Source organism: Streptomyces sp. CB02923 (assembly GCF_001905005.1).
Lineage (GTDB): Bacteria > Actinomycetota > Actinomycetes > Streptomycetales > Streptomycetaceae > Streptomyces.
The window spans coordinates 272425-286355 of sequence record NZ_LWKZ01000023.1 but is presented as its reverse complement, the minus strand read 5'-3'; the positions used below and the strand labels follow the sequence as shown (position 1 = coordinate 286355).

13 protein-coding genes are annotated in these 13931 nt (G+C 72.2%); 9 read left to right on the top strand and 4 right to left on the bottom strand.

The annotated features are described in order from the left end of the window. Positions 1-176 precede the first annotated feature (176 nt). Both A6A06_RS19865 and A6A06_RS19860 read left to right on the top strand, forming a co-directional pair. On the top strand, positions 177-1028 hold the full coding sequence (locus A6A06_RS19865) for a GntR family transcriptional regulator (protein ID WP_073762633.1): 852 nt from the start codon (positions 177-179) through the stop codon (positions 1026-1028). Further along, on the top strand, positions 1025-2548 hold the full coding sequence (locus tag A6A06_RS19860; protein WP_073762632.1) for an MFS transporter: 1524 nt from the start codon (positions 1025-1027) through the stop codon (positions 2546-2548). The genes A6A06_RS19865 and A6A06_RS19860 overlap by 4 nt, the downstream gene beginning before the upstream one ends. A gap of 61 nt (positions 2549-2609) precedes the next feature. Here A6A06_RS19860 and gcl read toward each other — a convergent pair whose 3' ends face one another. Continuing rightward, entirely contained in the window at positions 2610-4388 is a 1779-nt protein-coding gene (gcl, locus tag A6A06_RS19855) for a glyoxylate carboligase (RefSeq protein ID WP_199931007.1), read from the bottom strand. 431 nt (positions 4389-4819) lie between these two features. Here gcl and A6A06_RS19850 point away from each other — a divergent pair, with 431 nt between their 5' ends. Beyond that, positions 4820-5572, top strand: a complete 753-nt coding sequence (locus tag A6A06_RS19850) for a type 1 glutamine amidotransferase (RefSeq protein WP_073762630.1) — start codon at positions 4820-4822, stop codon at positions 5570-5572. Positions 5573-5635: 63 nt separating this feature from the next. Here A6A06_RS19850 and A6A06_RS19845 read toward each other — a convergent pair whose 3' ends face one another. After that, positions 5636-6178, bottom strand: coding sequence for a hypothetical protein (locus A6A06_RS19845; RefSeq protein WP_073762629.1), 543 nt, complete (start codon positions 6176-6178; stop codon positions 5636-5638). 303 nt (positions 6179-6481) lie between these two features. On the opposite strand from A6A06_RS19845, the gene A6A06_RS19840 reads away from it, so the two are divergent. Together A6A06_RS19840 and A6A06_RS19835 are read left to right on the top strand one after the other, a co-directional pair. Then, the gene (locus A6A06_RS19840) at positions 6482-7042 is read left to right on the top strand and encodes a hypothetical protein (protein WP_199931006.1); all 561 of its coding nucleotides are present in this window, start codon (positions 6482-6484) and stop codon (positions 7040-7042) included. A gap of 353 nt (positions 7043-7395) precedes the next feature. Then, a complete protein-coding gene (locus A6A06_RS19835; RefSeq protein ID WP_073762627.1) occupies positions 7396-7590 on the top strand; it encodes a hypothetical protein in 195 nt (64 codons plus the stop codon). Here the strand turns inward: A6A06_RS19835 and A6A06_RS19830 are convergent. Further along, positions 7587-8816 carry an acyl-CoA dehydrogenase family protein gene (locus tag A6A06_RS19830; RefSeq protein ID WP_073762626.1) on the bottom strand — a complete coding sequence of 410 codons (1230 nt, stop codon included), beginning with the start codon at positions 8814-8816 and terminating at the stop codon, positions 7587-7589. The genes A6A06_RS19835 and A6A06_RS19830 overlap by 4 nt on opposite strands. 173 nt (positions 8817-8989) lie before the next feature. Between A6A06_RS19830 and A6A06_RS19825 the strand changes: the two genes are divergently transcribed. After that, positions 8990-9718 carry a TetR family transcriptional regulator gene (locus A6A06_RS19825; RefSeq protein ID WP_242440833.1) on the top strand — a complete coding sequence of 243 codons (729 nt, stop codon included), beginning with the start codon at positions 8990-8992 and terminating at the stop codon, positions 9716-9718. Positions 9719-9932: 214 nt separating this feature from the next. Here the strand turns inward: A6A06_RS19825 and def are convergent, their stop codons facing one another. Then, positions 9933-10493, bottom strand: coding sequence for a peptide deformylase (def, locus tag A6A06_RS19820; RefSeq protein WP_073762625.1), 561 nt, complete (start codon positions 10491-10493; stop codon positions 9933-9935). A gap of 211 nt (positions 10494-10704) precedes the next feature. Between def and A6A06_RS19815 the strand changes: the two genes are divergently transcribed. From A6A06_RS19815 to A6A06_RS19805, 3 genes are all read left to right on the top strand, one after another. Further along, complete coding sequence (locus A6A06_RS19815) at positions 10705-11943, top strand: MurT ligase domain-containing protein (protein WP_073762624.1); 1239 nt, start codon at positions 10705-10707, stop codon at positions 11941-11943. A 37-nt stretch (positions 11944-11980) separates the two neighbouring features. Next, positions 11981-12709: a type 1 glutamine amidotransferase gene (locus A6A06_RS19810; protein ID WP_073762623.1), complete on the top strand. Its 729-nt coding sequence runs from the start codon at positions 11981-11983 to the stop codon at positions 12707-12709. Between the two features lie 191 nt (positions 12710-12900). Continuing rightward, the gene (locus A6A06_RS19805) at positions 12901-13926 is read left to right on the top strand and encodes a 6-phosphofructokinase (protein ID WP_073762622.1); all 1026 of its coding nucleotides are present in this window, start codon (positions 12901-12903) and stop codon (positions 13924-13926) included. Positions 13927-13931: the final 5 nt, after the last annotated feature.

Sequence of the window (13931 nt, the reverse complement as noted above, 5' to 3'; positions counted from 1 at the left end):
ACGCGCCGCGTCCCGGGTGGCGGAACCCTCCGACACGGCGCGCGTCTTCCCACGTCCCAGCGTTGTCGCAGGTCAACGTGGGTGGCGTAACGTCGGGGAAATCTCCGGACCCTAGGTTGGGCGGGCGCCCGGCACCGCGTCGCCCGGCGTGCCCCGAGCCGAGTTGCGGAGGTCCCATGGCCGCGTCGTCACCCGACCCGACCGCTCCGGCCGGTGCCCGCGCCCGGCCCCGCGCCGACCGGGCCCGGCAGGTCGCCGAGGTGCTGCGCCGGCAGATCGCCTCCGGCGCCTTCCCGTCCGGCGTCCTGCCCGACGAGCGGAGCCTGATCGCCGACCACGGCGTCTCGCGGAACACCGTCCGCGAGGCGCTGGGCGTACTGCGCGACGAGGGCGTGGTGCGGCGGCGGCAGGGCGTGGGGACGGTGATCCGGCGCCGTACCCACGAGCACACGCTGGAGCAGCTGACCGGACTGGCCGAGACCCTGTCGGCGTACGGGCAGGTCAGCAACGAGGTGCGGGTCGCGGACGTGGTCCGGCCGCCCCGCGAGGTGGCACGCAGGCTGTGCGTGCCGGACGGCGGGCAGGTGGTGTACATCGAGCGGCTCCGTCGCCTCGGCGAGGACCCGCTGTCGCTGGACCTGACGTATCTGACCACCGACATCGGACAGCCGCTGCTCGCGGCGGACCTGACGGGCCGGGATCTGTTCGGCCTGATCGAGGAGTCCGTCGGCGGCCCGCTCGGCTCGGCGAGCGTGACCGTGCACGCGGTCAACGCGGACCCCGGCACCTCGGCACTGCTCGCAATCCCTCCCGGGCAGGCGGTGTTCACCGTCGAGCGGCTGACCCGGCTGCCAGACGGGCGCCCCGTGGACCTGGAGTTCCTGCGTATCCGCGGTGACCGGCTGGCCTTCCGTGCGGAACCGGTCCGGGGCGCCGGTCCCGGGAGCCCGCCCGGCGGTCCCGGCAGCCCACCCGGCACTCCCGGGAGCCCGCCCGGCGGTCCCTGCCCGGTGGGAGACGGCGGATGACCCGCACCGTGCCCGCCGTCACCGCCACCCCCCGCATCCCCGGCCCCGCCACCGGCCCGCGCCGCTCCACCGTCGCGGTGATGTGCCTGTGCGTCACCCTCGTCGTCGGCATGGTCTCCGCCGTCAACCTCGCCATTCCGTCGCTGTCCCGCAGCCCGCTGCACCCCTCCGCCGAGGCGGTCGTATGGGTCGTGGACGGGTACGTGGTGTTCTTCGCCTGCCTGCTCGTCCCCGCGGGCGCGCTCGCGGACCGGCTGGGCCGCAAGGGCACCCTGCTCGGCGGGATGGCCCTGTTCACGGCGGGGTCCGCGCTGTGCGCCGCCGCGCCCGGCATCGCCGTGGTGATCGCCGGTCGGATGCTCAGCGGGGTCGGCGCCGCCGCGGTGCTGCCGACGACGCTGGCCCTCCTGGTCGCGGACGCGGCGCCGGAGCGCAGGCCACGGCTGGTGGCGGTGTGGGCGTCGATGACGGGGCTGGCGGCGGTGCTGGGCAACGTCGGGGGCGGAGCGGCCCTCCAGACCGGTTCCTGGCGGGCGCTGTTCCTGTGCGTCGTGCCGCCGTCCCTCCTGGCCCTCGTCCTGATCGCCGTCCGCACCCCGCTCGCCGTACGCCACGACCGCCCCGTCTCCCCGGTCTCCGCAGCCCTGCTGACGACCGGCTTCCTCGCTCTGCTGACCGGCATCGTCTCCGGGCCGGAGTCGGGTTGGCTGGGCGCCCGCACGGTGGGCGGATTCGCGCTCGCCGCCGTACTGCTGACGTGCTGGGTACGGTACGAACTCCGGCGGCCGCACCCGATGCTGGACCCGCGTCTCTTCGCCCTGCCGGTCGTGCGGGCGGGAGCGCTCGGCCTGGCGCTGGCCTTCGTCGGCATGTTCGGCCTGTTCTACGTCAACGGCCAGTACCTCCAGTACGCACAAGGCCACTCGCCACTGGAGGCAGGCGTACGACTGCTGCCGATGGCGGCGGCGCTGCTGCTGGCCCCGCGCTGCGCGGTGGCACTGGAACGACGGCTGGGCGGCCGGGCCACGGTGGGCGCGGGGCTGCTGGTGCTGGCGTCAGGCCTGGCCACCGTGTCGACGGTGAACGGCCACACCCCGTACGTCCTCTACGCCACCGGTGCCACGCTGACCGCGGCCGGCTGCGGGCTGGCCACTCCCCTGCTCTCGCACGGCTTGATGTCGGCACTGCCGCCGGACCGGGCAGGCACCGGCTCCGGACTCCAGAGTCTGGCCCGCGAGTTGGGCAGCGCGCTGGGCATCGCGATCAGCGGCAGCGTCGTCACCGCCCTCTTCACCACACACCTGCCCGCAGCGCTGCGCGGCCCGCACCCGCCGACGACCGTGGCCGCGGCGGAACGCGAACTGAGCACCTCCGGAACGGCGGACGGCGGCCTCCGGAACGCGGTTATCGACGCGTTCACCGGATCGCTCGACGTCACGATGCTCGTACTGGCCGGGGTGGTCGTGGCGGGCGGAGCCCTGGTGGTCACGTGGCACCCGGGCCGCCGGACGGGTACGTGAGCGCCGCGCACTGGCTGCCGGGGGTGGGCCCCGGCCGGGTCGGTGCCGGGCCCCCGCCGGCTCAGCGCATCGGCACGACGGCGGTCGGCGCGTGGCCGGGCTCGGTGGCCAGGTCCTCGAACTCGTTGACGCTGCCGATGTCGGTGCCGCTCATCGCGATGTTGGTGACCCGCTCCAGGATCGCCTCGACCACCACCGGGACGCGGTGCTCGGCGGCCAGCTTCTTGGCCTCCTCGAAGGCGGGCAGCAGCTGGTCCGGCTCGGTGACGCGGATCGCCTTGCAGCCCAGCCCTTCGGCGACCTTGACGTGGTCCACGCCGTAGACGCCGAGTTCGGGGGTGTTGATGTTCTCGAACTCCAGGGTGACCTGGTAGTCCATGTCGAAGTTGCGCTGCGCCTGGCGGATCAGGCCCAGGTAGGAGTTGTTCACCAGCACGTGCACGTACGGGATGTTGTGCTGGGCACCGACCGCCAGTTCCTCCAGCATGAACTGGAAGTCGTAGTCGCCGGAGAGCGCGACGACGCTGCCCTCGGGGTCGGCGGTGGCGACGCCCAGTGCGGCCGGGATGGTCCAGCCCAGCGGTCCGGCCTGGCCGCAGTTGATCCAGTGGCGCGGCTTGTAGACGTGCAGCATCTGGGCGCCGGCGATCTGCGAGAGGCCGATCGTGGTGACGTACCGGGTCTCGGGCCCGAAGGCGCGGTTCATCTCCTCGTACACCCGCTGCGGCTTGAGCGGCACGTCGTCGAAGTGCGTACGGCGCTGGAGCGTGGCCCTGCGCCGCTGCGCCGAGGCGGCCCACTCGCCGCGGTCGGGCAGTTCGCCCGCGGCCTTCAGCTCCCCGGCGACCTCGACGAACAGCTCCAGCGCGGCCTTGGCGTCGGAGGCGATGCCGTAGTCCGGGGCGAAGATCTTGCCGATCTGGGTGGGTTCGATGTCCACGTGCACGAATGTGCGGCCCCGGGTGTAGACGTCCAGCTTGCCGGTGTGGCGGTTGGCCCAGCGGTTGCCGATGCCGAGGACGAAGTCGGACTCCAGGAAGGTCGCGTTGCCGTAGCGGTGCGAGGTCTGGAGGCCCACCATGCCGGCGTTGAGGCGGTGGTCGTCGGGGAGGGTCCCCCAGCCCATCAGGGTCGGGACGACCGGGACGCCGGTCAGCTCGGCGAACTCGACGAGCAGGTCCGAGGCGTCGGCGTTGATGATGCCGCCGCCCGCGACGAGCAATGGACGCTCGGCCGCGTTCAGCATGGCGAGGGCCTTCTCGACCTGCCTGCGCGTCGCCTTGGGCCGGTGCACCGGCAGCGGCTCGTACGTCTCCGGGTCGAACTCGATCTCCGTCATCTGCACGTCGACCGGCAGATCGATCAGGACCGGCCCCGGCCGCCCGGAGCGCATCAGGTGGAACGCCTGCTGGAAGACGCCGGGGACCTGGGCGGCCTCCAGGACGGTGGTCGCCGCCTTGGTGACCGGGGCGGCGATCGAGGCGATGTCGACGGCCTGGAAGTCCTCCTTGTGGATCACCGCGGTCGGCGCCTGGCCGGTGATGCACAGGATCGGGATCGAGTCGCCGGTCGCGGAGTACAGGCCGGTGATCATGTCGGTGCCGGCCGGCCCGGACGTACCGATGCAGACGCCGATGTTGCCGGGGCGGGCGCGGGTGTAGCCCTCGGCCATGTGGGAGGCGCCCTCGACATGGCGGGCGAGGGTGTGGTGGATGCCGCCACCGGCCCGCAGCGCCGCGTAGAACGGGTTGATCGCCGCGCCCGGCACACCGAACGCGTCGGTCACGCCCTCGCGCTTGAGGATCTCCACAGCCGCACGAGCGGCGGTCATTCGAGGCATCGAGTACTCCTGCGTCGGCCTGTCGGGATCACGCTCCCGGCCCGGAGGCGGAAGCGTGAACTGTGCTCTTTCCGCATGATGGAAGCTTCGTTTTGCTTTGCGGAAGTATGGAAGAAAGTAGAGCGCACCCCTCCAGCCGTCAAGGGACCCCCTCCGCAGAACACGTGAGGGATGCGGGGCCGGAACAGACCGGAAGGAACAGAGCGGCTGTACGCGTGCGGCTACGCGTTCGGCATCGCGTACGGCGCGGCGGGGACCGGGCGCGCACCCCGCTTCACGCCCGCACCCCTCAGGGGCGAGCGGGGGCAGGCAAGGAGCGAGCAGGGCAGCACCAGCCCGCCGACCACACGTGTCCGGATCGACCCCGACCAGGCGCATTAAGCTGCACGCCGATCCGCTTCCGCATCTCGCCGCGCCCAGGAGACCGCCCCATGCCCACGCGCACCGTCCTGATACTCCAGCACGTCGAGGTCGAAAAGCCCGGCCTGATCCTGGACGCACTGGACGGCAGCGGCCTCCACCTCGACATCCGCAACCTGATCGACGCTCCGGCCCCCTCGACGGACGGCCTGCCCCGGGTGTCCGACCTGGCCGGACTGGTCGTCATGGGCGGCCCCATGAACGCCGACGACACGGCAGCGCACCCGGCGCTGAAGCTGGAGCGGGATCTCCTGGCCGACGCCCTGCGGTCCGGCGTCCCGACGCTGGGCGTCTGCCTGGGCGCCCAACTCCTCGCCCGCGCCCACGGCCTGGCCGTACGGACGGGTGCCGAGCTCGGCCGGGCCTCCGAGATCGGCTGGTCCGCGCTGCACGACGTGGACCGCGACGACCCGGTCGTCGGCCCGCTGGCCGACGCCCCCGCCGTACTCCACTGGCACGGCGACCGCATCGCACCCGCCGCCGACACACGCGTGCTGGCCCGTACCAGTACCACCGAGTGCCAGGCGTTCCGCGCCGGTCCGGCCGCCTGGGGCATCCAGTTCCACCTGGAGGTCACGCCCGGTCTCCTGGACGAGTGGCTCGCCGAGGCGTCCTTCGCCGCCGAGGCCTCGGACGCCCTCGGCCCCGACGCCGCGGCCCGGCTGCGGGCCGATGCCCGCGCGGCCGCCCCCGCCCTGCGCCCTCTGGCCGAGCGGAGCCTGGCCCACCTGCGGACCCTCTTCATGGCGCGCGCCGACCTCTGACCACTGCATACGGGGCGGAGCTGTCGGGCCCACCCGACAGCGCCACCCCCTAACACCCTCCCCCTAACGCCCTCCCCCGCCGAGCCACACCCCGACCACCTCGGACGCCACCGACGTCACGGCCCGGCCGGTGGTGTCGATCACCGTCGTGCCCGGCGGCTCCGGGTGTCCGAGGGCCTCGTGCTGCCGGAGCGTACGGGCCAGTTGGTCCGCCGCCCCGGAACCGATCTCGCGGCGGCGGACCCGGTGCTCCAGGGTGGGCACGTCGGCAGTCAGCCGTACGGATGTGACGTCGGCGCCCGGCACGGCATCGACGATCCACGCCAACTCCTCCGCCAGCGCGACGAACACGCCCGTCAGGATCAGCCGGGTGTGCCCCACTCCGGCCAGATTGGTCCAGAGCGCGGCGAGGTTGCGGCGGGACAGCTCGCTCGGCCCGAGGCCGGACGGCGGCCAGGGGTGCACCTGGTCCAGCTGATCGGTGTCGAGCAGTGCGTGCGGGACGTCCGCGCGGCCGAGCTGGTGGGACACCTCGTACGCCGTCGTGGACTTGCCGACCCCGGCGGCGCCGCACAGGACCAGGATCTTCGTCGTGGGTTGCGTCATCCGCCCATGGTGATCCGGATGCACCCGCCTCACCAGCGAATTGGCCTCCATGCGCGGACTACGCCCCCGCTAACCGGAATGCACAGCAACGCCGCCACCTCATTTGGAGGGTTCGCGCCGCAACCATGACTAAACGTGCCAAGAGTCATGTCGGATATCTGGCTTAAAACCGGATTGTCCCGGTCCACGACCTTGTACGGAGCACGGCGCCCCCCTAGACAGAGATCGGCACGACAACCGACCACCACCGCCCCGGCCCAAGAGAAACACAGATGGGCCCGGCGGCCAGAAAGGGAACACGCCATGTCAGCTTTATCGAAGAGAAATTGCGTCCTGGCCACCATCGCCGCCGCCACGGCGTCCGTCATGCTCCTCGGGGGAAGCGGCATCGCCGCCGCCGGCAGCAGCGACGCAACGGCCTCCCACCCCGCGGCAGGCTCAGCGGCCCTGACCGACCTCCAGAATCACCAGCCCCAGTCCGGGAAAGACCTCAAGGCCGGACCGGGCACCCAGGACGCGAACGGGGTGTGGCAGGTCGACAGCACCACTCCCACCCTGTCCAACACGGTCATCGACAGCGACGGCGACCCCACACGCCTGACCTTTCTGGTCTACACCGCTGACGCCAACGGCAAGCCCAGGAACCAAGTCAAGCTCACCGACCCCAAGACGGGTGAGACCGCCTTCCACGGCGTCCTGGAGTCCGACTTCGTCGCCGCCGGCAGCACCGCGAAGGTCACCCTCTACGCCGGAGACCTGAAGGCGAACACCACCTACGTTTTCCGCACCTCCGCCTTCGACGGCAAGCTGACGGAGTATGAATGGTCGGCGTGGACGAAGTTCAAAACCCCGGCCGCACCGTGAACCAGGTGGTCTGCCCTGAGTTCGCGCACCGTGACGCGTCCAGGGTGACCGTGCCGTGCACCGTTCCGAAGCCGTGAACGGCTGGTAGGACACGACACGCACTGGGGCGGGAGGCCACACCCTCCCGCCCCAGCCGCACCTCGTGGACGCAGGTCCTGGATGCGGTCCGGCCGACGCCGAGCAGCTCCGCGGTGGGCGCACGCCGCCGCCGAGAGGAACACGCGCGGCCTGCGCGGATTGACGCCCCCGAACCGGCCGTTGAGCTTCTGTTCATCGCCGTGCCCGAAGCTGGCTACGCCGACGGCGCGGTGGTGCCGACGGGGGATGTTCCGTGCCGAGATGAGGCTGATGTCATGAACGTCGTTCAGGAACCGCTCAACGCGCCTGCCGTGTCACTGCCGCGCCAGCTGCCCGCGGGCAGCGCCCGGTCACTGCCGATGCTGGACGCGGTGGTGGAGGTACTGCGCGCCGCCGGCGAGGACGTGCACGTGGTGTACGCCGCGCACGGTGACGTGTTCAAGGTGGTGCCGCGTCAGGAGGCCGCCTAGCGGATCGGCACTCCCGCCACCGTCCTCGCGATGACCAGGCGCTGGATCTCGCTGGTGCCTTCGAAGATCGTGTAGATGGCCGCGTCGCGGTGCATCCGTTCGACCGGGTACTCGCGGGTGTAGCCGTTGCCGCCGAGGATCTGCATGGCCTGGGCGGTCACCTTCTTGGCGGTCTCGCCGGCGAACAGCTTGGACATGGAGCCCTCGGCGGAGGTGAACGGCTTGCCGGCGGTGGCCATCCAGGAGGCGCGCCAGACCAGGAGGCGGGCGGCGTCGATCTGGGTGCGCATGTCGGCCAGCTGGAAGGCGACGCCCTGGTTGTCGATGATCGGGCGGCCGAACTGGACGCGGGTCCTGGCGTAGTCGAGGGCCACCTCGTACGCGGCGCGGGCGATGCCGACGGCCTGCGCGCCGACCGCCGGGCGGGACGCCTCGAAGGTGGCCATGGCGGCGTTCTTGACGCGCTCACCGCCCGGGTTCTTGGCCCGCTCCCGGGACCGGGCCAGGCGCTCGTCCAGCTTGTCCTTGCCGCCGAGCAGGCAGTGGCCGGGCACGCGGACGTCCTCCAGGACGACCTCGGCGGTGTGCGAGGCGCGGATGCCGTGCTTCTTGAACTTCTGGCCCTGGCTCAGGCCGGGGGTGTCCGGCGGGACGATGAAGGAGGCGTGCCCCTTGGGGCCGAGGTCGGGGTCGACGACCGCCACGACGACGTGGACGTTGGCGATGCCGCCGTTGGTCGCCCAGGTCTTGGTGCCGTTGAGCACCCATTCGTCCTTGGCCTCGTCGTAGACGGCGCGGGTGCGCATCGCGGAGACGTCGGAGCCCGCGTCGGGCTCGGAGGAGCAGAAGGCGGCGACCTTCACGTCGGCGGCGTCGCCGTACATCTGCGGGATCCAGGTGCCGATCTGCTCCTCGGTGCCGTTGGCCAGCACGCCGACGGCGGCCAGGCCGGTGCCGACGATGGACAGGCCGATGCCGGCGTCGCCCCAGAACAGTTCCTCCATGGCCATGGGGATGCCGAGGCCGGTCGGGTCGAAGAACTGCTGGGCGTAGAAGTCGAGCGAGTACAGGCCGATCTTGGCGGCTTCCTGGATCACCGGCCAGGGGGTCTCCTCGCGCTCGTCCCACTCGGCGGCCGCGGGGCGCACGACGTCGGCGGCGAAGCCGTGGATCCAGTCCCGGACCTCCTTCTGCTCGTCGCTCAGCTCCATGGTGAACTCGGCCATGACCCCTCCAGCGCTTGCGTTCCCGGGCAGCACACCCAAGAATGTTACTTGCGGTAACTTGAGTGTGTTACCCACCGGTAAGGGATGTCAACTCCCCCAGGCCCGCAATCGCCCCGGAGCGCGGGTGTTACGTTGCGCGAGCGTCACGGATTCACAAGGGCGGGGAGTGGGACATGGAAAACACCCAGCACGACGGCCGTCACCAGGCCACAGCGGTGGAGCAGCCTGCCTCGGAGCACGGCACCGCGGCGGAGCCGCCGCACACCGTACGGAGGCAGCAGACGGCGACCGAGCGGCGGCGCCGCGAACTCCTGGAGGCCGCGGACCGGGTGGTGCTGCGCGACGGCCCGGACGCCTCCATGAACGCCATCGCGGCGGAGGCCGGCATCACCAAGCCGATCCTGTACCGGCACTTCGGCGACAAGGGCGGCCTCTACCGGGCCCTGGCCGTACGGCACACCGACGCGCTGCTGGACGGACTGCGGGCGGCGCTGGACTCCCCCGTACCGCGCCGGGACCGCGTCGAGGCGACCCTCGACACGTACCTGACCGCGATCGAGGCCCGCCCGCAGGTCTACCGGTTCCTGATGCACCCCGCCGACGAGGGCCACAGCGCCGACAAGGACACCGGCTTCGACGTCGGCCGGCACTCCGCGCCGCTGCTGCGCCGGCTCGGCGAGGAGCTGGCGCAGGTGATAGGAGAACGGCTGGACCTGGGTCCGGGCGGCGAGGAGCTGGCGCGGGTCTGGGGGCACGGGATAGTCGGCATGATGCACGCGGCCGGCGACTGGTGGCTGCGCGAACGTCCCTGCTCGCGGGCGCAATTGGTACAGCACCTGGCCGACCTGCTGTGGGGGCGGCTGGCGGCGGCCGGGGACCGGCTGGGCGGGCCCGGGTTCTGAGCCCCGGGGGCCCGGTGAGACGGAGACGGGCCCGGGAGACGGGCTCGGGGGGGGAGAGACGGGCCTGGAGAGACGGGCCCGGCGGGACGGGGGCGAGCGGTCCAGCGCCCTGACCACCCGTCGTTGCGCGCCCGGCGCCCTGCCCGCCCCTCGTTGCGCGCCCGGCGCCCTGCCCGCCCCTCGTCCTAAGAGCCCCTCGTCCTAACCCGTCGCCCTACGAACCCGTCGCCCGCTCGCGCCCGGCCCACGGCGCGCGGGACGCGGCCCGCAGGGCACGGCGGCGGCGCAGGCCGGTGAGGTGGTCGAGGTAGAGGCCGCCCTGGAGGTGGTCGCACTCGTGCTGGAGGCAGCGCGCGAAGAACCCGGTGCCGGACACCGTGCGCGGCTCGCCCGTCACGCTGAACCCCTCCACCACCGCGTGGTCGTACCGCGGGGTGCCCGCTTCGATGCCCGGCACCGAGAGGCAGCCCTCCGAGCCGCGCACCAGGACGCCGTCGGCCTCCACCAGCCGCGGGTTGACGAGGTGTCCGAGGTGCCGGCGGTCCTCGTCGTCCGGGCAGTCGTAGACGAACACCCGCAGTGGTACGCCGACCTGGTTGGCCGCCAGGCCGACCCCGTCGGCCGCGTACATCGTCGCGAACATGTCCTCGACGAGCGCGGCGAGCCCGGCGTCGAAGTCGGTGACGTCCCGGCAGGCCGCGGCCAGCGCCGGGTCGCCGAGCAGGCGCAGGGGGCGCGGGTGGCCGGAGCTGCCGGGGATCGAGCGGGAACGCATGGGGGTAAGCGTACGTTCTGGAACGTGTGACGACGCAGGTCGTCGCGGGTTGCAAAGGTCGCGGCACGGGTAGCGGGATTCGGGGCCGCCGCCGGATCTCGATAGGCTGATCCCCGACCGAAGCCTCCGGCCGGTCATCGGCTCCGGAGGAGGCGTTCCACCGGCAGCCCCAAGGGCGGGAGGGCGCCGGATGCAAGGAGGATCAAGGACGATGGCAGGCAACACGGAGCCGCTGTCGCCGCGGGCCAAGCTGGCCGTGACGGCGGGCAAGGCCGCGGCGGCGGTGTCGCGCGCGGCGGGCCGCGGCAGCGGATCGGTGATCGGCGGCAAGGTGGCGCTCCGACTCGACCCCGACCTGCTGGCCCGGCTCGCCCGGCACCTGGACGTGGTGCTGGTGTCGGCGACCAACGGAAAGACGACGACGACGCGGCTGATCGCGGAGGCCCTGCGGGCCAGCGGCCCGGTCGTCTCCAACGCGCTCGGCGCCAACATGCCGGCGGGCATCACGTCCGCCCTGGCCGGCGGCTCCGACGCCCGCTTCGGCGTCATCGAGGTGGACGAGAAGTACCTGGCGGGCGTGGCGCGGGACGTGACGCCCAAGGCCATAGCGCTGCTGAACCTCTCGCGCGACCAGCTCGACCGCGCCGCGGAGACGCGGATGCTCGCCGAGCACTGGCGGGAGGGGCTCTCCGGCTCCAAGGCGCTGATCATCGCCAACTGCGACGACCCGCTGATCGTGTGGGCGGCCTCGTCGTCGGCGAACGTGGTGTGGGTCGCGGCGGGCCAGGAGTGGAAGGACGACGCCTGGTCCTGCCCGTCGTGCGGCGGTGTGATGCAGCGCCCCGGCGACGACTGGTTCTGCGGCGAGTGCGGCTTCCGCCGGCCGACGCCGAGCTGGGCCCTCTCGGGTGACCACGTCCTCGACCCGCACGGCAGCGCCTGGCCGATCCGGCTCCAGCTGCCGGGCCGGGCGAACAAGGCGAACGCCACGACCTCGGCGGCGGTCGCCGCCGCGTTCGGCGTGCCGCCGCAGGTCGCGCTGGAGCGGATGTATTCGGTCCAGGCGGTCGCGGGCCGCTACGACGTGGTGTCATTCATGCAGCGCGATCTGCGCCTGCTGCTGGCGAAGAACCCGGCGGGCTGGCTGGAGACGTTCTCGCTGATCGACCCGCCGCCGACACCGGTGATCCTCTCGGTGAACGCGCGCGGCGCGGACGGTACGGACACCTCCTGGCTGTGGGACGTCGACTACACCCGGCTGGCCGGTCACCCGATCTTCGTGATCGGTGACCGCAAGCTGGACCTGGCGGTCCGCCTGGAGGTCGCGGGCCTGGACTTCCGGGTGTGTGACACGGTGGACGAGGCGGTGCAGTCGGCTCCTCCGGGCCGTATCGAGGTCATCGCCAACTACACGGCCTTCCAGGACCTTCGCCGACGGGTGGGGAACTGACGTGAGCCAGCGACCTTCACGACAAGGACGAGCGAGCATGAGTGACAACAGCCTGCGGCTGGTGTGGATCTACCCGGACCTGCTGAGCACCTACGGGGACCAGGGCAACGCCCTGGTGGTGGAGCGCCGGGCCCGCCAGCGCGGCCTGGACGTCCAGCGCCTCGACGTCCGCTCCGACCAGCAGATCCCCACGTCCGGCGACATCTACCTGATCGGCGGCGGCGAGGACCGGCCGCAGCGGCTGGCGGCCGAGCGGCTGCGCCGCGACGGCGGCCTGAACCGCGCGGTCTCCAACGGCGCGATCGTCTTCTCGGTGTGCGCCGGCTACCAGATCCTGGGCCACGAGTTCATCAACGACCTCGGGGAGCGGGAGCAGGGCCTGGGCCTGCTGGACGTGGTCAGCACCCGTGGCGAGGGCGAGCGGTGCGTCGGTGACGTGCTGGGCGACATCGACCCGCAGCTGAACCTGCCGCCGCTGACCGGTTTCGAGAACCACCAGGGCGTCACGCACCTGGGGCAGACGGCCCGCCCGTTCGCCCGGGTCCGCTTCGGCAAGGGCAACGGCGTCGGTGACGGCTACGAGGGCGCGTACAACGACACCGTCTTCGGTACGTACATGCACGGCCCCGTCATGGCGCGCAACCCGCACATCGCCGACCTGCTGATCAAGCTGGCCCTGGACGTCAACGCGCTGCCGCCGGCCGACGACCGCTGGTACGAGGCGCTGCGGCAGGAGCGCATCGCCGCGGCGACGCAGCCCGCGTAACGTTTTCGCGCCATCCCGTACGCCCGCAGTGTCCGCACTGCGGGCGTCCGTGTACCGCAGGGCCCCTGCGCTTGTAGGGTGAGCGCCATCCAACCGGACGACGAGGTCCGGGCGTCCGGTTGAGAGTCTGTGCCCGCGCCCGGCCGGGGCCCGGCGGACAGGCTCTGATGTGCAGAGGGTCTGCGAGAACAATGCGTATTGGTGTGCTCACCTCCGGCGGAGACTGTCCCGGGCTGAACGCCGTCATCCGCTCCGTCGTCCACCGCGCCACCGCCGACCACGGCGATGAGGTGATCGGTTTCCGGGACGGCTGGAAGGGCCTGCTGGAGTGCGACTACCGCAAGCTGGACCTGGACGCCGTCGGCGGCATCCTGGCGCGCGGCGGCACCATCCTGGGGTCGTCGCGGGTGCAGCCCGCGCAGCTGCGGGACGGGGTGGAGCGGGCCCGGGGGCACGTGGCCGACCTGGGCCTGGACGCGATCATCCCGATCGGCGGCGAGGGAACGCTGAAGGCGGCCCGGCTGCTGTCCGTCGCCGGCCTGCCGATCGTCGGCGTGCCCAAGACCATCGACAACGACATCGCCTCGACCGACGTCACCTTCGGCTTCGACACGGCGGTGGGGGTGGCCACCGACGCGCTGGACCGGCTCAAGACCACCGCCGAGTCGCACCAGCGCGTACTGATCGTCGAGGTCATGGGCCGCCACACGGGCTGGATCGCGCTGCACTCCGGCATGGCGGCGGGCGCGCACGCCATCGTCGTCCCGGAGCGCCCCTTCGACGTGGCGGAGCTGACCCGCAAGGTCGGTGAGCGCTTCGAGGCGGGCAAGAAGTTCGCGATCGTGGTGGTCGCCGAGGGCGCCAAGCCGCGCGAGGGCTCGATGGCCTTCGACGTGGGCGGCACCGACATCTACGGGCACGAGCGGTTCGCCGGGGTCGCCCGGCAGCTGTCCCTGGAGCTGGAGCGGCGGCTCGGCAAGGAGGCCCGCGCGGTGATCCTGGGCCATGTGCAGCGGGGCGGCACGCCCACCGCGTACGACCGGGTGCTGGCGACCCGCTTCGGCTGGCACGCGGTGGAGGCGGCGCACCGTGGCGCGTTCGGGATGATGACGGCGCTGCGCGGCACGGACATCACGCTGGTGCCGCTGGCCGAGGCCGTGGAGACGCTCAAGACGGTGCCCGGGGAGCGGTACGCCGAGGCGGAGTGCGTGCTCTGACCGAT